The 25642-nt window shown below is 57.9% G+C and carries 26 protein-coding genes; 23 read left to right on the top strand and 3 right to left on the bottom strand.

The genetic code is table 11. From position 1 onward, the window contains the following. Positions 1-64: 64 nt before the first annotated feature. A complete protein-coding gene (locus ACQKPS_RS17580; protein ID WP_427605113.1) occupies positions 65-2314 on the top strand; it encodes an SNF2-related protein in 2250 nt (749 codons plus the stop codon). A gap of 44 nt (positions 2315-2358) precedes the next feature. On the opposite strand, the gene ACQKPS_RS17575 is transcribed toward ACQKPS_RS17580, so the two are convergent. Next, positions 2359-4452, bottom strand: coding sequence for an acyltransferase family protein (locus ACQKPS_RS17575; RefSeq protein WP_427605111.1), 2094 nt, complete (start codon positions 4450-4452; stop codon positions 2359-2361). 179 nt (positions 4453-4631) lie between these two features. Continuing rightward, positions 4632-5351 (bottom strand): SOS response-associated peptidase family protein, encoded by a 720-nt coding sequence (locus ACQKPS_RS17570; RefSeq protein WP_427605312.1) that lies wholly within the window; start codon positions 5349-5351, stop codon positions 4632-4634. Positions 5352-5453: 102 nt separating this feature from the next. On the opposite strand from ACQKPS_RS17570, the gene ACQKPS_RS17565 reads away from it, so the two are divergent. From ACQKPS_RS17565 to ACQKPS_RS17515, 11 genes are all read left to right on the top strand, one after another. Next, positions 5454-5882, top strand: a complete 429-nt coding sequence (locus ACQKPS_RS17565; protein ID WP_427605109.1) for a LexA family protein — start codon at positions 5454-5456, stop codon at positions 5880-5882. Then, on the top strand, positions 5872-7146 hold the full coding sequence (locus ACQKPS_RS17560; protein ID WP_427605107.1) for a Y-family DNA polymerase: 1275 nt from the start codon (positions 5872-5874) through the stop codon (positions 7144-7146). Before ACQKPS_RS17565 ends, ACQKPS_RS17560 begins: the two co-directional genes overlap by 11 nt. A 534-nt stretch (positions 7147-7680) precedes the next feature. Then, a complete protein-coding gene (locus ACQKPS_RS17555; RefSeq protein WP_427605105.1) occupies positions 7681-8379 on the top strand; it encodes a methyl-accepting chemotaxis protein in 699 nt (232 codons plus the stop codon). A gap of 10 nt (positions 8380-8389) precedes the next feature. Continuing rightward, positions 8390-9145, top strand: coding sequence for a TIGR03759 family integrating conjugative element protein (locus ACQKPS_RS17550; protein WP_427605103.1), 756 nt, complete (start codon positions 8390-8392; stop codon positions 9143-9145). Continuing rightward, a complete protein-coding gene (locus ACQKPS_RS17545) occupies positions 9130-9690 on the top strand; it encodes a lytic transglycosylase domain-containing protein (protein ID WP_427605101.1) in 561 nt (186 codons plus the stop codon). Before ACQKPS_RS17550 ends, ACQKPS_RS17545 begins: the two co-directional genes overlap by 16 nt. Beyond that, complete coding sequence (locus ACQKPS_RS17540; RefSeq protein ID WP_427605099.1) at positions 9687-10217, top strand: integrating conjugative element protein; 531 nt, start codon at positions 9687-9689, stop codon at positions 10215-10217. Before ACQKPS_RS17545 ends, ACQKPS_RS17540 begins: the two co-directional genes overlap by 4 nt. Before the next feature lie 8 nt (positions 10218-10225). Continuing rightward, positions 10226-10474: a hypothetical protein gene (locus ACQKPS_RS17535; RefSeq protein ID WP_182337266.1), complete on the top strand. Its 249-nt coding sequence runs from the start codon at positions 10226-10228 to the stop codon at positions 10472-10474. Between the two features lies 1 nt (position 10475). After that, positions 10476-12692 (top strand): type IV conjugative transfer system coupling protein TraD, encoded by a 2217-nt coding sequence (gene traD / locus ACQKPS_RS17530; RefSeq protein WP_427605097.1) that lies wholly within the window; start codon positions 10476-10478, stop codon positions 12690-12692. A gap of 10 nt (positions 12693-12702) precedes the next feature. Next, positions 12703-13452: a TIGR03747 family integrating conjugative element membrane protein gene (locus ACQKPS_RS17525; RefSeq protein WP_427605095.1), complete on the top strand. Its 750-nt coding sequence runs from the start codon at positions 12703-12705 to the stop codon at positions 13450-13452. Between the two features lie 11 nt (positions 13453-13463). Continuing rightward, positions 13464-14933, top strand: a complete 1470-nt coding sequence (locus ACQKPS_RS17520) for a UvrD-helicase domain-containing protein (protein WP_427605093.1) — start codon at positions 13464-13466, stop codon at positions 14931-14933. An 18-nt stretch (positions 14934-14951) separates the two neighbouring features. Next, positions 14952-15257 (top strand): hypothetical protein, encoded by a 306-nt coding sequence (locus tag ACQKPS_RS17515; RefSeq protein ID WP_427605092.1) that lies wholly within the window; start codon positions 14952-14954, stop codon positions 15255-15257. A 63-nt stretch (positions 15258-15320) separates the two neighbouring features. Here the strand turns inward: ACQKPS_RS17515 and ACQKPS_RS17510 are convergent, their stop codons facing one another. Continuing rightward, entirely contained in the window at positions 15321-16247 is a 927-nt protein-coding gene (locus ACQKPS_RS17510; RefSeq protein ID WP_427605090.1) for an Abi family protein, read from the bottom strand. Positions 16248-16943: 696 nt separating this feature from the next. Here ACQKPS_RS17510 and ACQKPS_RS17505 point away from each other — a divergent pair. The 11 genes from ACQKPS_RS17505 to ACQKPS_RS17455 are packed head-to-tail and all read left to right on the top strand — an operon-like array spanning position 16944 to position 25642. Continuing rightward, on the top strand, positions 16944-17261 hold the full coding sequence (locus ACQKPS_RS17505; RefSeq protein ID WP_028690570.1) for an RAQPRD family integrative conjugative element protein: 318 nt from the start codon (positions 16944-16946) through the stop codon (positions 17259-17261). Positions 17262-17263: 2 nt separating this feature from the next. After that, complete coding sequence (locus tag ACQKPS_RS17500) at positions 17264-17497, top strand: TIGR03758 family integrating conjugative element protein (protein WP_427605088.1); 234 nt, start codon at positions 17264-17266, stop codon at positions 17495-17497. Between the two features lie 15 nt (positions 17498-17512). After that, positions 17513-17863 carry a TIGR03745 family integrating conjugative element membrane protein gene (locus ACQKPS_RS17495; RefSeq protein WP_427605086.1) on the top strand — a complete coding sequence of 117 codons (351 nt, stop codon included), beginning with the start codon at positions 17513-17515 and terminating at the stop codon, positions 17861-17863. A gap of 13 nt (positions 17864-17876) precedes the next feature. Continuing rightward, on the top strand, positions 17877-18260 hold the full coding sequence (locus ACQKPS_RS17490; RefSeq protein ID WP_427605084.1) for a TIGR03750 family conjugal transfer protein: 384 nt from the start codon (positions 17877-17879) through the stop codon (positions 18258-18260). Between the two features lie 8 nt (positions 18261-18268). After that, on the top strand, positions 18269-18919 hold the full coding sequence (locus ACQKPS_RS17485) for a PFL_4703 family integrating conjugative element protein (RefSeq protein ID WP_427605082.1): 651 nt from the start codon (positions 18269-18271) through the stop codon (positions 18917-18919). Next, positions 18916-19806 (top strand): TIGR03749 family integrating conjugative element protein, encoded by an 891-nt coding sequence (locus ACQKPS_RS17480; protein ID WP_427605080.1) that lies wholly within the window; start codon positions 18916-18918, stop codon positions 19804-19806. Before ACQKPS_RS17485 ends, ACQKPS_RS17480 begins: the two co-directional genes overlap by 4 nt. After that, a complete protein-coding gene (locus tag ACQKPS_RS17475; RefSeq protein WP_427605078.1) occupies positions 19787-21286 on the top strand; it encodes a TIGR03752 family integrating conjugative element protein in 1500 nt (499 codons plus the stop codon). Before ACQKPS_RS17480 ends, ACQKPS_RS17475 begins: the two co-directional genes overlap by 20 nt. Continuing rightward, entirely contained in the window at positions 21264-21713 is a 450-nt protein-coding gene (locus ACQKPS_RS17470) for a TIGR03751 family conjugal transfer lipoprotein (RefSeq protein WP_427605076.1), read from the top strand. Before ACQKPS_RS17475 ends, ACQKPS_RS17470 begins: the two co-directional genes overlap by 23 nt. Further along, positions 21713-24706, top strand: coding sequence for a conjugative transfer ATPase (locus ACQKPS_RS17465; protein WP_427605074.1), 2994 nt, complete (start codon positions 21713-21715; stop codon positions 24704-24706). The genes ACQKPS_RS17470 and ACQKPS_RS17465 overlap by 1 nt, the downstream gene beginning before the upstream one ends. Then, complete coding sequence (locus tag ACQKPS_RS17460) at positions 24703-25008, top strand: hypothetical protein (RefSeq protein ID WP_427605072.1); 306 nt, start codon at positions 24703-24705, stop codon at positions 25006-25008. The genes ACQKPS_RS17465 and ACQKPS_RS17460 overlap by 4 nt, the downstream gene beginning before the upstream one ends. Continuing rightward, entirely contained in the window at positions 25001-25642 is a 642-nt protein-coding gene (locus tag ACQKPS_RS17455; RefSeq protein ID WP_427605070.1) for a DsbA family protein, read from the top strand. The genes ACQKPS_RS17460 and ACQKPS_RS17455 overlap by 8 nt, the downstream gene beginning before the upstream one ends.

Below are 25642 nucleotides of genomic sequence, written 5' to 3'. Positions count from 1 at the left end.
CCACAGGGTATGCCCTTACCCGCCGGGGTTTGTGCATGCCCTGCTTTCCCTGCAGGAGATGCACATGAACGCACTGACCCAAGTAGCCGCCTCGGCCAACTCCCCACTGAACATCAACCTGACCGATTTCATCGACGAGTTCGGCGACGAGCTCCTGGAGTCGCTCAACCGCTCCAACCCTCCGGTTTATACCGGCAGCATTAACGAACAGCGCCAGGCCGTGATGGCCAGTCTCAAGCGCACGCCATTCGTGGCGCAAGCTGAGGTTGTCCAAGCCATCGCCGCGCTTCTGCTCGATCGCAACGAGCAAGCTGGGATCATCAACGCTGAGATGGGGACCGGGAAGACAATGATGGCCATCGCAGTCGCTGCCGTGCTTCACGCGGCCGGTTACCGTCGAACCCTCGTCATCTCGCCGCCCCACCTGGTCTACAAGTGGCGGCGCGAGATTCTGGAGACCACGCCAGACGCCCGCGTCTGGGTGCTCAACGGCCCGGACACGCTGGTCAAACTGCTCAAGCTGCGTGACCAGTCCGGGCAAACCTACGATGGCCGGCCGGAGTTCTTCATTCTCGGCCGCGTCAGGATGCGGATGGGTTTCCACTGGCGGCTCGCCTGCTGGAAGCGGCGTACTGCAGGTGGCCAGCTGCTGGCTGCATGTCCAGATTGTGGCCAGGTCCTCGAGGACCTGGAAGGCAACCTGATCACCGTGGCTGAATTCGAGCGCGGTGATCGCCGTCGCAACTGCACTGCCTGCAACGCTGCTCTCTGGACGCTTATGCGCCCAGGTAAAGCCGAATGTGGGGACCGGCGCTCGACAATCCTGAAGTCAATGTGCCGGATACCGACGATCGGCCCGGTCCGGGCGGAACGGCTGCTGAATGACTTCGGTGAGGACTTCCTGGCCTCGATGCTGGTCGACAACGTTTCAGAGTTCATCAACCTGATGGACGCGAAAGGCAACTTCGTCTTCAGCGATCGCCAGGCCAAACGCATGGAACGTGCGATGGCCAACATCGAGTTCGGATTCGGCGAAGGCGGCTACCAGCCGACAGAGTTCATCAAGCGCTACCTACCCGATGGCTTCTTCGACCTGCTGGTGGTCGACGAGGGGCATGAGTACAAGAACAGCGGTTCGGCCCAGGGCCAGGCCATGGGGGTATTGGCCGCGAAAGCGCGTAAAACCGTGCTTCTCACCGGGACCTTGATGGGTGGCTACGCCGACGACCTGTTCTACCTCCTGTTCCGCATCCTCACCCAGCGCATGATCGAGGACGGCTACCGACCCAACGCACGCGGCAGCATGGCTCCTGCAGCCATGTCGTTCATGCGCGATCACGGCGTGCTCAAGGACATCTATACCGAGCGCGATGGAGATTCGCACAAGACCGCCAAGGGCAAGAAGCTATCAGTACGCACCGTGAAGGCACCAGGCTTCGGTCCTAAAGGCATCCACCGGTTCGTGCTGCCATTCACCGTGTTCCTGAAGCTCAAGGATATCGGTGGCAACGTGCTGCCCAGCTACCAGGAGGAGTTCATCGACGTGCCCATGGCGCTGGAGCAGGCCTCGGCCTACCAGCGCTTGGCGGCCACGTTGACCGCTGAGCTCCGCCAGGCCCTGGCCCGGAGAGACACCACTCTTCTGGGAGTGGTGCTCAATGTGCTACTGGCCTGGCCGGACTGCTGCTTCCGATCGGAGATGGTCAAACATCCGCGCACCCGTGACACGCTGGCCTTTGTACCGGCGCTCTTCGGCGACGATGAGCTGATGCCCAAGGAGCAGGCGCTATTGAAGCTGTGCCTCGAGGAGAAAGCGAAAGGCCGCAAGGTCCTCGCATACACCGTCTACAGCGGGACGCGCGACACCACGTCCAGGCTGAAGAAAGTCCTCGAGCAGGCAGGCCTCCGCGTTGCAGTACTGCGGGCCACGGTTGAAACAGCTCGGCGCGAGGATTGGATCCTCGACCAGGTCGACCGCGGGGTCGACGTGCTGCTCACCAACCCGGAGCTGGTCAAGACCGGGCTGGACCTGCTGGACTTCCCAACCATCGCGTTTCTGCAGACGGGGTACAACGTGTACACCCTGCAACAGGCCGCGCGGCGGTCATGGAGGATCGGGCAGAAACACCCCGTCCGCGTGGTTTTCTTCGGCTATGCCGGCAGCTCGCAGATCACCTGCCTGCAGCTAATGGCCAAGAAGATCGCAGTGGCACAGAGCACTTCGGGTGATGTACCCGAATCGGGACTAGACTCACTTAACCAGGATGGAGACTCGGTTGAAATGGCACTCGCCCGACAACTCATCGCAGCATAAAACAAGGCCACCCCACGGTGGCCTTTTTCATGAATACTGCACCGCTACTGGGCCGACCCGAACGGGTTGCCCTTCTCTCGGAGATACGTCTGCCCGAAGCTGTAAGAAGCGAAATCAGTTACGTGACCAATGTCACGATACACCGGCACACCATCTATTGCGGTTAAGCAGCTTCCGTCGTGGCACTGAGCATCTTTCGGATCGATGATGATAAGTTCAGGGAATGCGGCCTTTGCAGCGGCCATCAGCTGGATCAAATTTTGATCTTCTTCGCCATTCCAAGGCCGGCGTTCGCAGCCCTTCGCTTTCTCATCCGAGCCAAACAGCCCTCTGAATTTTACAGCCTGATACAAACAATCATTAATACCAGGCGGCATCGCAAAGTTAGACTTCACGATCACAGGAGTGGCACCCGTATCTGCAATAATCTTCAGCGCATTAAATAGAGCTTCCTGCAAGCGCCCTTTCGAAAGCTCCACAGTACGCTCGTCGTCAATTGAGCTAACCACCTTGTCAGTACCAACGTAGCTCTCCCAGACCTGCCCGATGATTACGTATTTATAACCACCCTTTTTTACCAGCTCATAATACTGTGCTACTGCGTCATGACACTTGGTGTACAGAATATCTTTGTACTTCCACCAGTCGTACAAATAGACATCGGGAAGCGCAAGGCAAGCAGGAAAAGCTTGAGCCATTACGGAGAACCCTGCGTCTTTGGCAAGAGTATCAATAAAGCCCCACTCTTGGTTTGAAAACGAATCCCCTATCATGAGCGCTTTGCTCTCGGAGCTCCGATCCCCCATAAGGCAGCGTGCATCGGAGCCGTCGCTCACACCGTCTAAGCACTTACCACGGTTTGGGCTCTCAGCGTTCTCCAGACGACTAAGAACACCAGCGTTCCCGTAATCAAATCTGGCGGGCCAGCCATCACGACTTTTCCCCATCCCATACAGAGCTGACAGCAGCACCGCTGGGAAAACCATCATGAAAATTACCGTTTTGGAGAAACTGAGTTTGGAGTGACGGAACGGCCGCTCAACAGCAAGGTAAGAAATCACTGCCAACCCAAACGTCAGCAAAAAATAAACTGCAATGACGGTGGGTGTTTTATCAATTCCAATATAGTTAATTACCGCGATAACCGGCCAATGCCATAGGTACAAGGAGTATGAGATAAGCCCAATAGAAACCAACGGCGCCCAGGTCAATAGCACAGAGGTTAAGCTCGTAGCGCCTACATAGATCAGAGCTGCCACAGCCAGACAAACCACCGCAGCATGGTAGTCCGGGTAGGTTGCCACTGGAATGTCTTGCAAAGAGCAATAGGCGATCACCGCAAAACTAATCAACGCCACGACTGTAGAAAACGCTCGAGGTAGTTGTAAGGTCCTGTTGATGCTAAATACGGCAACACAGCAGCCCAGCATCAGCTCAAAAATTCGCCCACTGAAGTAGTAATAGCCCGCCCCTTCAGACATTTTTGTGACATACAATGAAATCCCCAAAGCCACAAGTGTGAGAATGACACATACAATCGCTAGCTTTCGGCGCGAGACTACCCTATCAAGCAGGAGGATCCCAATCGGCAAAATCAGGTACCACTGCCACTCTACAGACAAAGACCAGGTATGCATCAGCAGCAGTGTCGCCGCATCGGCACTTGCGTACCCATCAGTTGCTTTGGCGAAGTACTGATTCGCGAGAAGTAAGCTGGTATACTTCTCGCTTTTCAGAAACGCGACAAAATCCTCGGGAAGATAAAGAACTGCCGCTATAACCAAGGTGCACAGCAGCAAAGCTAAAACTGCTGGCTGTAGCCTCCAAATTCTTCGCGAATAAAATACGGCTAGACTAAACCTCCCAGCATCCAGCGCTTTCAGAATGATGAGCGAAGTCAAATATCCCGAGATCACGAAGAAAATATCGACCCCAATAAATCCACCCGGAAGGAAGCTAAGGCCTGCATGATAAATCATGACCAGTAATACGGCGACTGCTCGAAGCCCATCGATATCGGCCCGGTAGTCTACCGAACTTCGGAGCTTCTCATCTGTGCGAGGTTTGGTTGACTCGATATCAAGGGAATCACTGACGCCCCCATTTCCCCTTAGCAAGTAACTTACATCGTGCGACACGTTGGTAAATCCTTATTTTCATTAAGCCAACACCCACCGTTCGATGGCGCGGCTCGCTTAAGCAACTACAAAAGCTCTGACCTCCAATGATGGCCACATAATGGCTCGCGCACAAGCGCTTATGAAATCTTGCAGGAATTACATTAAGTCTTGACGCTTGGGCGGGGCTGGCGGCCAACTCATAAGTCAAGATCGGCTTGCTGAGGAGGCTTCCTGATCGGCTCAATCAGCTCAGGTCCTTGGTTCCGTACGTTGCCCACCTGCTTTCCGACCGGATACCATCGGAAATCGCCTGCAGGCCGGCAACCAGTTTCCACAATTGCCGCCAGACGCTCAGCTGATGTTTTAGGGTCGATCCATTCCCGGGCAACCTCAGGGGATAACACCAGTGGCTTTCTGTCGTGAATGTCCACCAGGCCCTGGTCTGCAGCGGCTGTAATGATCACGAAACCGTCCCGCTCATTTTGAGTAAGGCCTGGGTGAACTTCCGCCAATGCCGCGAAAAACAAAGGCGCACCGTCCACCGCTTGGATGTAGTACGGCTGCTTGCGCTTCGGATCGTCTGGATCGGGAATCCACTCGAACCATCCATTGGCCGGCGACAGGGCTCTGCCGTTCGGCCAAAGAGCCTTGAAGAACTTACCTGTCATCACCGTTTCTGCCCGCGCATTTATCGGGTCCTGGCGCTTCCCCTGTGCCCAAAATGGAGACCAACCCCATTTGACCCGATCCACGCTCAGCCCTTGGTCAACTCGGCGTATGACCTCGACGCGTGTCGACGGCGCCACGTTGAAGCGATTGATAGGCTCCTGGTTGTAGCCGTTGATGACCACTAGGTCCAGTGATAGCTGTCGCAGATAGTGATCCATCGACTCATAGATCGAGTATCGCCCGCACATAATCACCCCTCTCGCCTGTCAGAATTTCATTGCCCAGGATTGACCGAGCGGCCAATGCCAGATCTACTGTATATATATACAGCATGCTTCGGACCTTCCATCATGACCATCATTTTTTTAGGTACGCCTACCGGCGGCATCGAGCCATTCCCACTGTATTCGTTTCATGTCCCAGCCGGTTTCCCATCGCCTGCCGCAGACCACCTTGAAGGCCATATTTCCCTCGATGAGTTGTTCGACCTCCGCGCGCCGCATGTGTATCTGGTGAAAGTCGAGGGCGATAGCATGCAAGGTGCAGGGATCTACTCGGGTGACATTGTGATCGTAGATCGTGGGCGGGAGGCCGAGCACGGCGATATCGTTATTGCCGCGGTCAACAGCGAGCCAGTTTGTAAGCGCCTCCACCGTCGCGACGGCGTGGTGATCCTGAAGTCGGAGAATCCAGCGTATCCGCCTCGATACATCATGGAGGGTGACGAACTATTGATCTGGGGCGTTGTGCGTTACAGCGTTCGTGACCATGCGCAGTGACCAGGTGTTTGCGCTGATCGACTGCAATTCGTTCTATGCGAGCTGTGAGCGTGTGTTCCGGCCCGACTTGGCCAAAACCCCGATTGTAGTGTTGAGCAACAACGACGGCTGTGTCATTGCCAGGTCGTACGACGCGAAGCCATTCGTAAAAATGGGGGAACCCTATTTCCAAGTGAAGGACAGGCTCCGCCGACACGGAATCATAGCCTTCAGCAGCAACTATGCCCTGTACGGCGACATGAGCGAGCGCGTCATGTCACTGATTGAGTCGATGGTGCCAGCGACAGAGGTCTACAGCATCGACGAGTGCTTCGCTGATCTGTCCGGCATTCAGCAAAACCTAACTCAATTCGGACGAATGATGCGTTCGAAGATTTATCAGTGCACGGGCATCCCGGTCGGGGTGGGTATCGCAAGCACCAAGACGCTCGCCAAGCTGGCCAACCATACGGCCAAACGACTGCAAGCACAGACGGGCGGTGTGGTCGACATCACTGACCCCTTCAAGCGCGATTGGGTACTGCGCAACACTGAAGTGAAGGAGGTGTGGGGCGTTGGCCGGCGAATGACTGCTCACCTTGAGGCGATGGGCATCCGTACCGCCATGGATCTAGCCAAAGCTGATGCTCGGACACTTCGTCAGAAGTTCAGCGTAGTGATCGAGAAGACGGCTCGGGAGCTTGCAGGAACACCGTGTCTTGAGATGGACGAGGCCGAACCTCCGAAGCAGGAGATCTGCTGCAGCCGGATGTTTGGCAAGCGACTGACCGAACTGACGCCGATCAAGCAGGCCGTTGCAACCTACGTCGGCCGAGCTGCTGAGAAACTGCGGGCTCAAAATTCAGTTTGCAAGCGGATGCGGGTAAGCATCCGCACCGGGATGTTCAATCCGGACGAGGCTCATCATGCTCAGGGGGCGTTGGTAGAACTACCGTATCCAACCTGCGACACGCTGTTGATGACTAGACTGGCTACTGATGCGGTTGCGAAGATTTTCAGGCCTGGCTTCCGGTACAGCAAGGCAGAGGTGCTGCTGGTGGACCTGCGACAGCCTGGTGAATTTTCGGAAGATTTGTTCGCCCTCAAGCAGTCGGCGGCATGCGACCGCCTGATGCTGGTTATGGACAACATCAACGAGCGCTGGGGCAGAGGGACAATGCGGGCCGCCAGTGTGCCATTGGCACCAGACTGGGGAATGAGGCGGGAAATGATGAGCCAATCCTATACGACTCGAATTGATCAACTCTGGACCGTCAAATGTTGAGCTCGGCAAGACACATCCGGGAGGAGTAGGCTTTAAAATTGATCCATATATTGGTTGCAATGAACTGACTGAAGGGTTACTTTTCGCATCGATGCGCGGGGGATTCCATGTTGCGGCTCGTAACAGCCGGTTCGTGGTTTCGCCTCAACTGCTCCTCCCAAAGCGTTACGGCATCGGGAGTAAAGGCCTCGGATTAAACCGGGGCTTTTTTGTGCCCATCGTTTTTTCCCTACGACGATGGGAGTAGAGATCCGACTGATGCATCTCGTCCTTTGCTAACCTCCCCTTTCCCGGCGAGGACCTGATCCGGCTAGCTCCTTTCGTTAACGGCAAACCGACTAGCTGGGTAGCGCAGCATGAAATCCCCGCCCACTTCTACCGCCCTTTTGGTGGGTGAGGAAGCTTGGTTCGAAAAGGATGTTAGTCAGTCTGGCCCCTCAGCCACAGAAAAATTCCATGCGGCTGGGCTAAGCATTTTCTGCTGAAACAGAATCACGCTTGCGCGAGGGTGTACTCGGCTTCGAGAGGACACCCATGAAACTGCCGATCCGAAAACATCTGCCCCTTGCGACGGGCCTGCTCATCCTGGGCGCCGTCACTGCGTTCCAGCAGTACCAGCTGTCGACTCTGTCTCGAACCGTGAGTGGGGCAGCGGAAAAAGTCTCCATCGATGCACTGCAGAACAGGGTGAGCGCTATCGATGATCGACTCGACACTGTTTCCGGCAAACCCCTGGTCACGATGGAAGACTTCCGAGTCAGCCAGCAAGCACTCTCGAGCCGGATCGATGCTGTGCAAGCCACCGCGAAGCAGGCCCACGAAGCTGCAGCTGAAGCCACTCGCTCATCCGCAACTGCGGGCGATCTCCTGGTACTGAAAGCTGACCTTGAGTCGCTTGACGGCAAACTGCAGAAAATGAGCAGACCTCAGGCCCAGGCAACTTCACCAGCTCCTAAGGCCTCCCCTTCCAAACCGAAAGCGAAGCCCACACTGGTTAAAGCCACGCTCGTCCCGCAAGAGCCTCCGCCATTTCAGATGATCGGTCTCGAATACCGAGGCGGGGAGCGATTTCTGTCTGTTGCACCCACGGGTAGCACGCGACTGAGCCAGATCTACTTGCTTCGGCCAGGCGAAGTGGTCAGTGGCAGCACCTGGCGACTCAAGGCTGTAGATGAACGAACTGCAACCTTCGACGCCGGCGGCACAACCCGAACCCTGAGCATCCAGCCATGAGAAAAGCATCATGAATCTACCGATCGTTCGAGCCTTCGCCTGCGTCTGCGCATTTACTACTGCGGGCATTGAAGCCGCGCCGCTTCCTTCCACTGCAGGAGGAGCCGCCCCCAGCGTTCAACAGCTCACCAGCGAAAGCACCCTGTCGCACGACAAGCTTCGTGATAAAGCAGCGCAGGAATGGGGCCTGACGTCCAAAGAATACGAGCGATATCAAGAGGTGATGCAAGGGCCTCGGGGGGTGTATTCGCCGGGGCTTGACCCGCTCACTGCACTCGGGATCGAAGCCCGATCGGATAGCGAGCGGCGCCGGTTTGCCGAGCTCCAGGTTCAGGCAGAGCGTCAGCGAGTCGACAGGGAGCTCGCCTATCAGCGAGCCTACGATGAGGCGTACCGGCGTCTGTTCCCAGGCATCAATGCTATTGAGATTTCGGCCTCCGCTTCGGCCCGGGCCGGGTCGAGCGGCCCAGCTCTGGAAGGCAACGGACGAATGGCACTTTTCGTCAAAGACGACTGCCTGCCCTGCATCGACCAGGTCAAACGCCTGCAGGCGTCCCAGACGCCGTTTGACCTCTACTTCGTCGGCAGCCAGAACGACGATGAGCGGATCCGCCGCTGGGCAATTCTCGCGGGTGTTGACCCGTCCAGCGTTAAAAGCCGACTGATCACACTCAATCATGACCAAGGCCGCTGGGTTCGCCTCGGCCTCGGCGGCTCGCTGCCAGCGGCCGTGACGCAGGTGAATGGATCATGGCGCCGACAATGAGTTGGTGGCAGCCCTGCCTTCTGCTGGTGCTGCTGCTCGCCGGCAATGCGTGGGGCGTGGAAGATCCGCCACCAGCTTACAAGGCGATCGCCATCAGGCACGGGGTTCCACCGGTCGTGCTCTATTCAGTGGCGCTGCAGGAAAGCGGCACCCGACTTCGAGGTCAGCTTGTGCCCTGGCCGTGGACGTTAAATGTCGCGGGTACTGGCTATCGCTTCGCTACCCGCGCAGAAGCTTGCCGAGCGTTGATGATCGCAATTGCAACGGCTGGCCCCGCGCGAGTCGATGTGGGACTGGGCCAAACCAATATTCGCTCGAACGGGCATCGCTACAGCTTCCCCTGCGAAGGCCTGGACCCCTACAAGAACTTGGCAGTTACCGCCCAGATCCTGGCTGAGCAAAAGGCCAAAGGAGGAACCTGGATCGATGCTGCTGGGCGATATCACCGCCCGGCCGGAGGCGCACCGGCAGCAAAATACCGTGGCTACTTCGCGAAACATCTCAGCCGGGTCACCGGCATCAATTTCGAGGTACGGACCCCATGACATATCCCCACGCCTGGCGGTCACACGTCTTGCAAACACTGGCCATCGCGATAGTGAGCAGCCTGGCCCTACCCACCAATGCTGAACAGCAAGCGGGCCTGACAGTAGTGGAGGATCGCGGCGGAGCTTCCGCTTTGCCCTACTACCAGGACATTGAGCCCGCGCCTGCGCACGCTCCCCCAGTTGAGACTGGCGTCCGGGCAGGAGGGGCTTTCCCGGTGTCGACTCCAGAAATGAGCCCGGGTCCAGTACAGGGACGGGTCATCAATGCAGCTGGTCTGCAGCCGATGTTCATCGTCGGGGACGATCCAATGTCGCAGGCCTGGCTCAAGCAAAAACTGCCGGCACTACAAGACCTGCAGGCCGTGGGCCTCGCCGTGAATGTCGGCAACGCAGCACGACTGCAAGAGATCCGCCGCTGGGCTCCCGGGTTGCAAGTGATGCCCGTACCTGCCAGCGATATTGCTAGTCGCTTGGGGCTGCAGCACTACCCAGTGCTGATCACAGCCACAACCCTTCAGCAATGAGACCTGGTATGCGTCCAACACGACCTGTATCGCCGGTGTTTACGCTGATCATCAGCCATCCCCTGCACCGACCTGGCCGGGAGCAAATGATCGAGCAGGTCCGCCACGTGAGCGAGCTCTACGGTGCGCGCTTAACCGGGATCTCCGAGTTCAACGAACACGCATTCGCCCAGCGCCTGGCCGAACGGCTGACTCCGGACCAGGTCGAGGCAGCGCGCGCTGAAGCCGAGGCCCTGACCTACCCATCGAGGACGTGAGATGGCGACATACACCCTTGAATCTCTGCTCCGCCCCCCGGTAGAACTATTCACAACTGCCGTCTGCTATGTAGCGGCTGCACTCTGCATTGGCGCACCCTGGGCATTCGCCCTGACACCGCTATTCGGGATTGTCGCCGCCTTGGGCTTTTTCTACCTGGGTACCATTCGGCTCCTGCAGGCGCGGAGGGTCCTACGCTACCAGGCGAATCTACGGCGGCTTCCCCACTACACCATGACCAGCGCTGAAATGCCGATCAGCAACGAGCGCCTGTTCATCGGTCGTGGATTCCGGTGGACACAGAAGCACACGCAACGCCTGGCCGACACCTACCTTCCCCAGTTCGCGGCCTACGTCGAGCCGACGAACCTTTATATGCGTGCGCGCTGGCTGGAAGAACGGCTGGAGTTCGCGCCCTTTCCGCTGAAGCTAATCACCAAGGTCACTGGCTGGGACTCCAACTGGAATCCCGCCAGACCCCTCCCCCCCGTGGGTGGCCTGCCCAGACTGCATGGAATCGAGCCTGATGAGCAGAACGTTAGCCTGCCTCTCGGTGAGCGCGTGGGCCACACATTGGTGCTGGGAACCACACGGGTAGGCAAGACTCGGCTGGCTGAGGTCTTCATCACGCAGGACATACGCCGAACGCATCGACGCGGGCCGCGAGTCCGTATGGGGCGCCGGAGCCAAACTTCCCATCGCTGGAGCCGGCGCCGGCGTGCAGAGGCACAGGCCGACCACGAGGTTGTGATCGTCTTCGACCCGAAAGGTGATGCGGATCTGCTCAAACGCATGTACATCGAATGCAAGCGCGCCGGACGCCTCGACGAGTTTTATGTGTTCCACCTGGGCTGGCCGGACATTTCCGCGCGCTACAACGCCATCGGCCGCTTTGGTCGGATCAGCGAGGTCGCCACCCGTATCGCTGGCCAGCTCTCCGGCGAAGGCAACTCTGCTGCGTTCCGGGAGTTCGCCTGGCGATTCGTCAACATCATCGCGCAGTCGTTGGTCGCCCTCGGCCGCCGCCCTGACTACGAACAGATCCGCCGGCACGTCATCAACATCGACGAGCTATTCATCGAATACGCCCAGAAGTACTTCGCAGAACATGATCCGAAGGCATGGCAAACCATCGTTGAAGTTGAAGGCAAGATCGATCGGAAGAACCTGTCATTCGCCATGAAGGACCGTCCGCTGCGCGTCGTGGCGATCGACATGTACTTGACCCAGAAACGCATCAACGACTCCGTCATGGATGGCCTGCGCAGTGCCGTGCGCTACGACAAGACCTACTTCGACAAGATTGTCGCATCCCTGCTGCCGCTCCTGGAAAAACTCACCACTGGTCGTATCGCTGAGCTACTCGCGCCCGACTACCTGGATCTCGCTGACCAGCGACCGATTTTCGACTGGATGCAAGTGATTCGGAAACGCGCGGTCGTATACATCGGCCTCGATGCGCTGTCCGACACTGAGGTCGCTGCGGCGGTGGGCAACTCGATGTTCAGCGACCTGGTCTCCGTCGCCGGCCACATTTACAAGCATGGCATCGATGATGGTCTGCCGGGCCATATGGCCGGTGGCAAGGTTCGCATCAACCTCCACGCTGACGAGTTCAACGAACTGATCGGGGACGAGTTCATCCCCATGGTGAACAAAGCCGGCGGCGCGGGCATGCAGGTCACCGCCTACACCCAGACCATGAGCGACATCGAGGCGAAGATTGGCTCGAAAGCCAAGGCCGGCCAAGTGATCGGTAACTTCAACAACTTGTTCATGCTGCGCGTCCGTGAAACCGCAACCGCCGAGCTGCTGACCAACCAGCTGCCCAAGGTGCAGATTTACAACAGCACCCCGGCGAGCAGTGCGAACGACTCGGTCAACGGGAAAACAGCATTTACCTCGAGCTCACATGACCAAGTGCAGCTGGCGAGCGTGCCGATGATTGAGCCCGCCCACGTGGTCGGGCTTCCCAAGGGGCAGGCCTTCGCGCTCATTGAGGGTGGGAACCTCTGGAAGGTCCGCATGCCGCTTCCCGCGAACGACCCCGACGAGGTCATGCCCGGCAATCTGCAAGACCTGGCCGCAGGCATGCGACGTTCGGCGGCGTCCTCAAGCGACTGGTGGGAAGCCCCGGGCTATCAGGAGCTGAAATCTGCGTTGCCCGAAGACCTGGTTGAAGATTTCCGTCAGGTGGCCACCGATGACGCAGCTTGAGGTGTAGGCCATGGCAGACGACGTTTCAAAGAAGGCCGAACAGCAGCAGGAGCGACAGGAATCGCTGTTCAGCAAGATCTTCTGGTTCCCGTTCAACTTTCTCGGAGTGATGTTCGGCTCGCTGCTCGTCGCCATCTTGGTCGACTGGGTATGCCTGTACTTCTTCTGGCCAGAAGCCGGATGGCGACACGGTCAGCAAATGCTGGTGAGCGAGGTCAGCTGGTTATCCAAAGGCCTGGTCCACAGTGCCATCGTCCAAGAGCCGGGGCGCACTGCGACATGGCTGGTCACCGGAGCTTATGACTGGTTGATCGTGAAGACCGGGATGCTCAGTTGGGTCCAGGGGATGGAGTCGATCGCCCACGCCGGGCCTCGCAACGAATTGGACATGCGCTACTGGGCCGCGCAAAGCGTCACAACGGTCCAGAACTATGTCCTGGCGGCTCTCTTCACCGTTCTGGTGTTTTGCGTCCGCTTGGTCGTGCTGCTGATGACCATACCGCTGTTCGCCATGGCGGCACTGACGGGTCTGGTCGACGGCCTGGTGCGCCGAGATTTGCGCAAATTCGGCGCAGGTCGCGAATCCAGCTACCTCTATCACAAGGCCCGCGCAACGATCATACCGTTGGCTATTTTCCCCTGGACCTTCTACTTGGCACTCCCGATCAGCATCAGTCCCATGCTGGTGCTGCTCCCCTGCGCCGCCCTGCTCGGTGTGTCTGTGAGCATCACGGCCGCGAGCTTCAAGAAGTATTTGTGAGGAACAGCACGATGCAATGGACCCACGAACAGTCGCCGATCATCCAGTCGGAGGCTCCGAAACTCCTCATCCAGGCCGGCGCCGGCAGTGGAAAGACCACCACACTGGTGGGATACGCTCAACACCACTCCCGACTGCGGATTCTGTATCTCTGCTACAACAAGTCGGTGGAGATCGCCGCGCGGGGACGCTTCCCGCGCAACGTGGTGAACAAAACCGCACACGGCCTGGCCTACGCCGTCTATGGCACACAGTTCAGCCATAAACAGACCAACAACTTGCGGCTGACCGACATCGCCCGTGCGATCGATACGCAGGACTGGGAGTTGGTCAGAGACGTGCTGACCACCCTCAACAACTACATGGCCAGCGCCGACGATCTAATCGAACGCTGCCACTTTCCGCGGTTCCGTGACCGGCAGATGCTTACCTCCGCCCAGGAGCGCTACCTGAAGCAAGCGCTCGTAACAGCGATGGGCATCTGGAAGCGAATGACTGACCTGCAGGACACAGCGGTGCAGATCACGCATGACGGTTACCTGAAGCTGTACCAGCTGAGCAAACCCGATCTGAGCCAGCGCTTCGACTGTGTTCTGCTCGATGAGGGACAGGACGTAAACCCTGTGATCGCAGACATTGTGCGCATACAGAGCATTCGCAAGGTGGCAGTGGGTGATCGTCATCAGCAGATCTATCGCTTTCGAGGCGCGGAAGATGCTCTCAACGCCAGCTGGATGGCCGGGGCTGAGAAGCACTACCTGACCCAGAGCTTCAGGTTTGGGCCGGCAGTCGCCCATGTCGCCAATATCATCCTGTCCTACAAAGGCGAAACCAGGAAGCTGCAGGGATTGGGCGAGAAGACATTGGTGAAGAAAGCGCTGCCGACTGGACTGCCGCACAGGACGTACATTCATCGAACCGTCATTGGGGTGATTGAAAACGCTCTGTGCCTGGTCACCGAGAAACCCAAGATCTATTGGGTTGGCGGCATCGACAGCTACTCAGTGCGCGACCTCGAGGACCTGTTCTATTTCAGTCGACAGCAGCGCGACCTGGTCCAGAACAAAAAACTGCTCCGTGACTACCGGGACTATGCCCAGTTCGTAGAAATCGCCGAAGTGAGCCAGGACAGCGAGATGATCCGCTCGATCAAGATCATCAACATGTATCCGGATCTGCCCCAGCGAATCTTGGCTCTACGCTCATGCACGGTGGATAAGGAGCTTGACGCAACTATTACGTTGACCTCTGCCCACAAGTCGAAAGGCCTGGAGTGGGATTTTGTCGGGCTCTTCGACGACTTCACGTCAGACCCGCTCTCACCGGATATCGATCCAGGTCGACGAGATGATGAGCTGAACCTTCTGTATGTGGCCGTCACCCGAGCCATGAAGATCCTGGCGATCAACAGTCTGGTGCTGTCCATTATGGAACGCTACGTCGACGCGCTCGCCCCCGGGGCACGTCAAGCGCGCGGCTGATTAAGTAAAGGAGGAACCATGAGCAAGAAATTCGAACACCGCGCTGAGTTTGTCGCTATCCCGTTCAAGAACACGACTAGCGGCGCATGGATCTTCAAGAGCACGGAGCAGACGTTGGAACCCGATGTTGTGTCTCTCCTGTCCGAAGACGAGCCGCTGCAGACGAAGATGCTCGAGCTCGGAGCCGATGGCTGGGAACTCGTCAGCACGCAGCCAGTGTGCCGAGGGGAGATCAAGGTGGGCAATCAAAATGCCCAGGCCTGGTCCTATGGTTTTCCCATGCCGATCGGGTACCTACTCTTCCTCAAGCGCGAGATAGCTTGAACCAACTCTTGAAACTACGCGTCCATGGAACCGCAGCCACCGTGCCGCTAAGCAACCAGAGCGTTAAATTCCAAAAGCGGCACGGGGAAAACCAGTTTCAGCTGGAAGACCAAGCGAACCGAACGTGCATCCTGGTAACCCTGGTTTGCTGTCAACCAGATCCGCAACCTTTATGATCCAGTCCGATTTAGGCGCGATTTGTTTGAGCAAGAACCAAACAATGGATACCAAGCCGTAAAGCCTGGCCAGCGCATTACCGTCCAAATTCAAGGCAGCGAAGTAAGGGTCTCCAGTCAAAGCAGACAATGGGTTAGCCGCAACCTGGTTCCAGATACGGGTGTGATGAGCACAACGATTTCGCAGCAAGTTGATCGCTTGCAACCAGCGGGCGAAAATCTTGGCATCAGTCAAACCGAACCTTGAAAGGATTTGATTCTGGTAGGTGCCCTTGAGCATCTCGAAATAGCGAGACAGCGCACCAAAATCCCACGCCTCCACAGCAACCCAGAAAGGAATAGGTCTACCTGTGCGGCGGTGCCATTGAATGGAGTCCTCGGTACTCCTATCCAATAGCTTCTGTTGGTTCATGCCCCACTCGCTCCAACTATTTCGAAGATTTCCGCGCGAATCGGTAAAGTTTCTAGCGTACTTAGGGCCGATATAGCTGACGTCTGTATACGCCATCGGGTCGTGGTAACCGACAACGTGGGCTATAACCGTTTTCAGGTTGACTTCTAACCGCTCGATCGCATCTAGCATCAGAAGTCGAAGGTCCTTATCGAACCTGTATAGGCTTACGACATCATCGAAAGAGGTACCTGCTGCAAACACATCCTGGCGAAGCGGCTTGCTAGTGATCGGACAAGTCTTCGCCTGGGTGGTCACCGGATCAATATCGAACTCACGTGCGGGATACCAGTAGCCGCTTAGGCGGTAGTAGCCCAGCTGAGCCAGCTTGCGCTCGGCTCGAACCGGATCGGGGACGTGCATCCTGCGCTGCTGGATGAGAGCCACGAGGTCTGGATAGGTTCGAAAAGGTTTCGGAGCCAGCAAAATCCATTTCCCAGAAATAAGAAGGCCCGAACGTAATGCCGGACTAAGCCAGCACCAGAGGATCGGGCGCGATTGAGATCATCATGCCGATCGTATCATTCGCCGTCAACCAAAATCGGTTGACGAAAAGTCCCGTCGGAACCGACGCAGAAACGGTGAACAAAAAAGCAGTCGGATTCGTGGCCAAATTTTTCAGTGGTTTCGTAATCACACCCCGTCCAGATGCAGCTTACTCAAGCACCCCAGGACGATACCTGCCTTAATCGTGAAGACGGAGCAGCAACACATTGGCTCGCTTGATCATTTCGACCAGCTCCGCTGAGGTCAACACCCCATTAGCATGCAGCTGCTCCGCTGCCTGGATTGCATTGTCGTAGCACACCTCATCCAGGAAATTGACGCCGGGTAATCCGCTATCCACTGACGGAATTTCAGTGATTGTGGTTCACGGTGCGGCACTCTGATCTCCTCAAGCGCGCAAGGCTTTACCTACTGCAAAAAATTCTAAGACAGCCAGATAAGTATTTCTTGAGGCGCCACCCCATTTGGTCTCGGCATTCTGACACCCACAGTCAGTCGCCCCAGAGCCCAGCCGTGAACAAGCCATCCCTCCTCCTTGAATCTCCTCGCCGAATCCTGCTTGGCGCGCTGATCAGCGTCAGCGGCGGCTTTTCACTAATACCCAGCGCTCAGGCGGCCGGTGCATCAGAACAGGCCAACATCGAGGTGATGATCCGCCAGCTGAACGCTCTGGAGGACTCAGCGCGCCGCAGCGCCACGATCGCCAGCGAACCTGGCCAGCGGTACTACTTCGACTATGAACGTCTGGCCGGCGATATCCAGCGCGTTCGCCAGGGCCTGCAAGAATATCTGACTCCAAGTCGCGCACAGCCGCGAGATCCGGCAGAGCTGGCGGGAAAATACACCCTAACCGGCGGGCGGATGCCATGAGCATGAGCGGCACTCAAGTCGCAGCCTTCAACGCTGCCAGCGGCATCACTCCCCAGGCCAGCACCGTGCTGTTCGTAGGCATCGTGATCGCGCTATCGACCCTCTGGGGTGCCTGGGCGCTGTACAGCATCTACCGGGGCTGGGCAACCCAAAACATCGACAGAAACATTGCAGCCGCGTCGACCGTCAAGGTGATTGTCCTGCTGCTGATCCTCTCCACACTCGTTCTCAGCTAGCCAAGGAGCTAACCGATGTCTATCCGAACCATCACCCAGTCACTCACCGGCGCCGCCGCATTGATCATGGGTCTGCACCCAGTCATTGCCGCCGCTGCCTTACCAGGAGCACAAGCCCCAACACGTGGCGAGGGATCGAGCTGGCTGCAAACCATCCAGAACTACGGCTACGACGGTTTCATGCTTATTGGGTTGTTCCTGCTCGGAGCCATGATGGTGGGGGTCGCCTCCCATGCCTACGGCGTTTACCACGATATCCATGAGGGCAAGAAAAAGTGGAGAGACCTGGGGCTCACTGCTGTAGTCGGGATCTGCCTGATCGGCATCGGAATCTTCATGGTCACCAAAGCTACCGGCGTTCTCTAACTGGTGATGCGACATGGCTGAGTCCACTTACTTGAAGGATGGAACGCTCGACTTCCTGCCCCACAACTTGAATAGGCAGCCTATCGTCATGGGAGGCCTCACTGCTGATGAAATGTGGGGAACGGTCGGTGCTTGTGGGGGAGCAGGAGTGATCCTGGGTATCCCTGTGTCGTTCTTTTTCGGCAACCCAGCTCTCTTCATCGCTTGCGCTCTGGTGGGTGGGGCTCTGGGCTTGACCGTGGCAAGCCGGATCCTCCGGAAGATGAAGCGCGGCCGGCCAGATACATGGTTCTACCGCCAGCTCCAGTTCTACATGGCTCAACACTTCCCCTTCCTCGGTGGCCCCCAGTTGGTCATCTGGAAGGGCGCGTGGACATGCCGTCGTACAGGAAAGTAGGGATCTTCATGAGTTTTCGAAAACGAGTGGATGCTCAGCAAGCACACATTCTCAGCTTGCGGATGGCGGTCGTTGTGCTGGGCGCAGTCAGTCTGTTTGCGTTCTATGGCTGGCACAAAGCCCCCGAGGACCTGACCGTGCATGTGCCGCCGGATCTGCGCTCCGGTAGCACTCGCAAATGGTGGGAGGTACCACCAGAAAACGTCTATGCATTCGGGTTCTACATCTTTCAGCAGATGCAGCGTTGGGAGAAGAACGGGGACGACGACTACCAGGACAACATCCAGCGCTTGGCCTCCTACGTGACCCCTAGCTGCAAGGAATACCTGCAGAAAGACTACGAGATGCGCCGTAACGCTGGTGAGCTGCGCCGCCGTGAGCGGAATGTCTCCGAAATCCCTGGCCACGGGTTGACCGACCCTGGCGTGCTGCGCGTGGAAGAAATCGGAATCAACGATTGGACAGTCAACCTGGATCTGCTCGCTGACGAGTCGGTGAACGGCGAGCGGGTCAAGCGTGCAATGACCCGTTACCCACTGTCCATCGTCAGGGCCGACATCAACCCGGAGAAAAATCCGTTCGGGTTGATGTGGAACTGCTATGCGTCAAACCCGCAACGCATCGAGGTTGATCTGCAACCCTCCGGGGTGAGGCCATGAATATGCGCGCCTGGCTCCTTGCTCTGGGCTTCATCGCAGCTGCCGATGTAAAAGCGGTAGAGCTACTGCAGTGGGACCGTATCCCAATGGCAGTCCCGCTGATTGTCGGGCAAGAGCGCATTGTGTTCGTCGACCAAAACGTGCGCGTAGGGATGCCTCCCCAGCTTGTCGGCATGCTGCGCGTCCAAAGCACCGGTGGCGCGGTCTACCTCTTGGCCAGCCAAGAGATTCCACCGACCCGGCTCCAGCTGCAGAACGTGGCCACTGGCGAGATTATGCTGGTGGATATTGCCGCAACACCGGCGGCAGAGGGCCAAGCCAAGCTTGAGCCGGCCAAGATCGTCGCCGGTCCGGCCCCTTCCACCTACTACGGCGATACAACCTCCGCACCAGCTCCGACGAAGCGATCCGCGGCGTCGGAGGAGGAAAATGTTCCGAGGACACCCCGCCATGAGACTCCTGCGCCGGTGGCCTTGACCCGCTATGCGGCACAAATGCTGTACGCCCCACTTCGGACCGTTGAACCTGTAGCAGGCATCAGCCAGGTGCGTGTTGACCGAGCCCTGGATCTGAGCACCTTGTTGCCGGTGTTGCCAGTGGAGGCATCAATCCTGGGAGCTTGGCGGCTCGACAACAGCTACGTCACTGCGGTCAAACTGAGGAACCTGAGCGCCCAGCAGCTGACGATGAATGCCACAGAGCTAATGGGTAACTTCATCACTGCGACATTCCAGCACCCATACCTTGGGGCTCGCGGAAATGCCAGCGATACCACCACGCTTTACCTGGTCACCCAAGGCAAAGGGCTGAAGGAGTCCCTCTTGCCGTCCTCGGTCAGCCAAATTGATCCGAAAGCAGGAGGGCGCCGTGGGCAGTCTGAAAAGTAATCCTCTCCTTAAGTACCTTCTCATTCCGGTGCTGATCGTCGTGCTCATCATCCTGTTCAAAGGGGGGAGTAAAAAAGAAGAGGTGAAGGCTCCTGAAGATGAGCCGATCGTCATCGGAGGCGACACCGCGCGCAAGCTCGGGGTAGACGGTGACACCCCGGCCGACACTCTCCGCACAGTGGTCGCTGAAAGTCGAGAGGTGAAAGACCAGATCGCGAAAGTGCTGACCGACAACAAAGAACTCAAGGACCAGAACGCAGAGCTCCAGCTCCGGCTCTCCCGTATGGATCAAAATGTCGACAACAAGTTGAATAACGCGAAAGGCGAGCTGCAGGAGCAGGTTAAAAACCAGAGCCTGGGTCTAATGGATCAGTTTCAGCGTCAGTTGGACAACCTGTCGCAGAACCCCAATGCCGCTGGGCAAGACTTGCCTATTGGGCTTGGCGTTCAACCTGGTGACGGCGCCGGTTTCGACAAGGGTGCGAAGTCCAATGGCCTCGTGTGGGTGGAACCAACCGACGCCACTGCCGTGGACGCCAACGGGAAACCACTTCAGCCCGGCACCGCGCAGGCTGCTAGCGGTTTCAACTTTCCTACCAGCTTTGGGAACACCCTGGACAAAGGTCAGACCGTTCTCAACGCTACGGCGCAGAACGTCGGTGCGGAGATATCTCCCCAGGATACCCGTAAGCAAGTACGCAAAGCCTATACCTTGCCCCAGAACTCTACCTTGATGGGGTCGGTGGCCATGTCGGCACTCATTGGCCGCGTACCGATCGATGGAACAGTCAATGACCCCTTCCCTTTCAAGGTCCTTATCGGTCCGGACAACCTAACCGCAAACGGCATTGAGATCCCTGACGTCGTCGGCGCCGTAGCGAGCGGTACCGCATCAGGCGACTGGACATTGTCTTGCGTGCGGGGACAAGTCAGGAGCCTGACATTCGTGTTCGCCGATGGCACGGTCCGATCGTTCCCGGCCCCGGCAGAAGAGGCCAACGGCAACCAGAACAACAACCAAAACAGCAGCAACGGGAATGGACAACCAGCGATCCAGGGCGGACTCGGCTGGATCAGCGATTCCTTCGGGATCCCTTGCATCTCCGGCGAGCGTCGATCCAACGCCAAGGAGTACTTGACCAACCAATCCTTGGTGACGGCTGCAGGCGCCGGCATCGCCAAGCTGTTGAAGGCTGATGAGCAAAATAGCTCGACGACCTTCAGCAGTGGCGGAACATCCTTCGGGACCACGGGCTCCTCGGGCAACTCCGCCATGGGCGCCATTCTCACCGGCGGGGTCAGCGACATCCGCTCCTGGATGAACAAGCTCTACGGCGAAGCATTCGCCGCTGTGTACGTCCAGCCCGGGGCAAAGGTCGCCGTGCATCTGGACCAGCAGCTCGCCATCGACTACGAGATCAAAGGCCGCAAGGTCGATTACAACGCCGGAGCCAACCATGTATCCGCAAACCTGGATTAAGCCCGGCCTGCAGGCCGGGGTCTGGCTCGTGCTCGCCCTAATTCTAGGCGGATGCACGACTGACAAAGATGAGCTGCTACCCCACGGGGAAGCCAACATGATGGACGTGTGGCAACACGGCACGTCTGGCGGGAGCTCTGGCAGTTCCAACAGCAGAATGCTGCTGGATGCGCGCCAAGAGCTTCGCCGACCGCTCGATGAGGCTCAAGTGGCTCGCCAACAGGCAAGTGCTGAGGCCTTCAACCGAACGCCCCAGAATGAAATTTACAGCCAGTTCAAGCGCCTCCCGAACCCTGATCTGGTGATGTACGTGTTCCCACACCTGGCTGGTACGGATCCGGTCCCAGTCCCGGGCTACACCACGGTGTTCCCGATGTATCAACGTGTGCAGTACGCCATGCCAGGCGAGCGGACGGAGGAGTACTGATGCAGTTCATCAGCAAATTACTGGGTAAAAGCCCTGCAACGCCCATAGAGCCCGTGCTCGGCCAGGCAACAACCGATACCGACCTTGTCGACGACTATCCCGCAATAACCAGTACTGTCGTCAACGAAGAACAACGCCAGGCTGCGAATGACCGGTACATAGCTCGCCTGGAGGCAATGGGCATCCCCTCACCCATCGACTGGCAAAACCCTAAACGTCGGCCGGCGACAAAAGCGGACGTGGCGCGGATGTACGAGGTCAACCCGTCGTTCGTTGACATGCTGCCATGGGCAGAATACCTGCCCGAGGAAGAAGCCATGCTCCTCGAGGATGGCATTTCCAGGGCGGCGTTTTTCGAGTTGGTCCCGATCGGGACCGAGGGACGCTCCGACGACTGGCTTCAACAAGCTCGCGATGCGTTGCAAGGCGTCCTGCAGGACAGTTTCGACGAGCTCGAGAGCTCTCACTGGGTAGTGCAGCTTTATGCCCAGGACGAAACGGACTGGACCGACTACCTCCAAAAACTCCAGGCCTACGTCCAGCCCCGGGCTGAGAACACGGATTTCACCAAGCTCTACCTCGCGCTGTTCCGCCACCACCTCGAGTCCATCTCCAAGCCAGGTGGATTGTTCGTCGACACCGCAGTCAGCAATCTCCCGTGGCGTGGTCAGACACGGAAGGTCCGCCTGGTAGTGTATCGCCGAGTAAAGAAACAGGACCTCGTGGTGCGCGGCCAGGAGCCTGCCGCCTACCTCAAAGCGATCTGCGACCGTCTTAAAGGATCGCTGGCCAACGCCGGCGTGACAACCAAACGCATGGATGGTCACGCGATCAAGCGTTGGCTCGTAGGCTGGTTTAATCCACACCCAGATCACCTCGGCTCGACTGAGCGCGATATCCGACGTTTCTACGAAGCGGTGTGCCAGCCATCCCCCGAGCTGCAAGAGGGTGAGCTGCCGGTGGCGAGCGGCACTGACTTCTCGGAGAACCTGTTCTACAGAGAACCGCGCTCGGATATCGACAGCGGTCTCTGGTCGTTCGACGGCATGCCGCACCGGGTTGTGATGCTGGATCGCCTGAAAAATGCCCCCCTCACCGGGCATCTGACCGGTGAGACCAAGCAGGCCGATTCGTTGAACTCGCTGTTCGACCGGCTGCCGGAGGATACCGTGTTGTGCATCACCATGGTGCCGACCCCGCAGGATCTGCTGGAAGGTCATCTGGAACAGCTATCCAGGAAGGCGATCGGGGATACACAGGCGTCCAGTCACACCCGGGATGACGTTGAAACGGCGCGGTCCCTTCTCGGGCGAAAGCACAAGCTCTACCGGGGGAGCGTCGCTTTCTTTCTCCGTGGCCAGAACAAAGCCGTGCTCGAGGAGCGCTCGACAAGCTTGTGCAACGTGTTACTGGGCGCCGGCATGCAGCCAGTCCAGTCACAAGACGAGGTGGCTCCCCTGAACAGCTACCTGCGATGGTTACCCTGTAATTTCGATCCGAATGAAAACCGCGCCTTGGATTGGTACACCCAGCTGATGTTCACCCAGCATATTGCGAACCTGGCTCCAGTCTGGGGGCGCTCCACTGGCACCGGTAACCCGGGCTTCACACTTTCCAATCGGGGCGGTGCAGCCCTGACCTTCGACCCGTTGAACAAGCTCGACCGCCAAATGAACGCGCACCTGTTCTTGTTCGGCCCCACCGGCGCGGGTAAGTCGGCCACAGCTAACTACCTGATCATGCAAGCCATCGCGCTCTACCGTCCAAGGTTCTTTATCATCGAGGCCGGCAACAGCTTCGGCCTGCTGGGTGATTTCGCCAAGCGGCTCGGCTTGACCGTCAACCGAGTGCGGCTCGCCCCTGGTAGCGGAGTGAGCCTCGCCCCGTTCGTAGACGCGGTGCAACTCGTCAAAAACAAGGACCAGGTCAAGGTCCTGAATGCCTCGGACGTGGATGCCTCGGACCAACACCTGGCCGACGCCCTAGCGGGGATGGAGGACGAGCAGAGGGATATCTTGGGCGAGCTTGAGATCACCGCCAGATTGATGATCACAGGCGGCGAGTCCAAGGAAGATGCTCGACTCACTCGGGCTGACCGCAGTGCCATCCGCCAGTGCATTCTCAACGCGGCCGAGCTGTGTGTCGGCGAGAACCGTCCAGTGCTCACTGAAGATATCAGCGCAGCGCTGCAAACGATGGCCAGCGACGACACACTCCCTGAAAGTCGGCGCAACCGATTCATGGAGATGGCCGAGGCCATGGGGATGTTCACCATGGGTACCGAAGCCGAAATGTTCAACCGTCCTGGTACCGCCTGGCCGGAAGCTGACATCACAATCGTAGATTTAGCTACCTATGCGCGGGAGGGATATCAGGCCCAGATGGCCATCGCCTACATCTCTCTGCTGAACACCATCAACAACATCGCGGAGCGGGACCAGTTCAAAGGTCGACCATTGATTGCCTTCACCGACGAAGGCCACATCCCATTGAAGGTACCACTGCTCTCCCCTTACTCGGTAAAGATCACCAAGATGTGGCGAAAACTGGGGGCCTGGTACTGGATGGCCACACAGAACGTCGACGACATACCGCCCGAAGCATCTGCGCTGCTCAACATGATCGAGTGGTGGATTTGTTTGAACATGCCGCCCGACGAGGTGGAAAAGATCGCACGCTTCCGTGAGCTCACGCCGGCACAGAAGACAATGATGCTCTCGGCAAGGAAGGAGAACGGCAAGTTCACCGAAGGCATCGTCCTGGCCAAGCGGATCGAGATGCTGTTCCGGGTGGTGCCGCCCAGCTTGTGTCTTGCCCTTGCCATGACTGAGCCAGAAGAAAAGCGGCAACGTTACGAAACCATGCAGGCGCTCGGCTGCGATGAATTACACGCCGCGCTGCAGGTGGCCGCAGAACTGGACCGCAAACGCGGTATCACCCCCTTCCCCATCACCTTTCCCGAACTAAAGAAGGCCGTGGAGCGCGTGGCATGAGAGTCATGAATACCCTGACCCAGAACATCATTGATAGCCTGACCCAGCTGCTCAAAGAGCCCGGGCACGACACACTCCAGTCTCTGTCGGTTTGCGCGCCAGTGCTCATTGACGAGCTGCAACAGATCAAAAATAACGCCCTCGATCGCCGAGAAATCATGCCTCTGATCCAGGGGGTCTTGGATGAGTGGCTGAAACAGCACCCCCAACCGGAAGGGGCCATTCACGACCTCCAAGCCGCTCTGCAGCGCCTCGGCTCGCCCATCGTCGGTCCTAGCGAGCTGGGGAACAAGCATGCTTAAAAGCAGGTTAATCCTCTTCACGCTCTGCACCACTGTGATCGTAGGCCTCGGTGCTGGCTGGTATTTGGCAAAGAACGGCAACGCGCGAAGCCACGATGAGACCTGGTACTTCGGGCCTTCGAATGCGAGGTGGGTGATTACTGAGTACGCCGACCTCGAATGCCCTTATTGCAGGGTATACACCCCACAATTGAAGCAATGGGTGAGTGAGCAAGACAACGTGAAGCTCGCTTGGCATCACTTCCCCCTCGATACCCACGGTACTGCAGCAGTATCGGAGGCACGACTCGTCCAATGCGCAGGAGCCTTAGGGGGGGCTTCGGCGTTCTGGCACGCAATTGACCAGGTCCTGCTACGCACACGCAGCAATGGCCAGGGCCTAGCAGGGGAATTGGAACTACCCGACGTCTCAGCTGAGGATCTCTCCCATTGCGCTATGAGAGTGGATATCCGCGAAGCGGTTGACCAACAGCTGGCTCAGACAAAGAGCCGCGGCATAGCCGCTACTCCCACGATCGAGGTCACTGACAGTCTGACGGGGCACAGCATTCGCCTGGAAGGCCCGGTGGACAGCGCTGCACTGTTGTCCGTCATCGATGCCCTCGCCGCTCAGGCCCCACTGCAGAAGGAGTAG

It is taken from the genome of Pseudomonas sp. NPDC086566 (assembly GCF_050280885.1).
GTDB lineage: Bacteria > Pseudomonadota > Gammaproteobacteria > Pseudomonadales > Pseudomonadaceae > Aquipseudomonas > Aquipseudomonas vlassakiae.
This window is presented reverse-complemented; position numbering and strand designations above follow the sequence as displayed.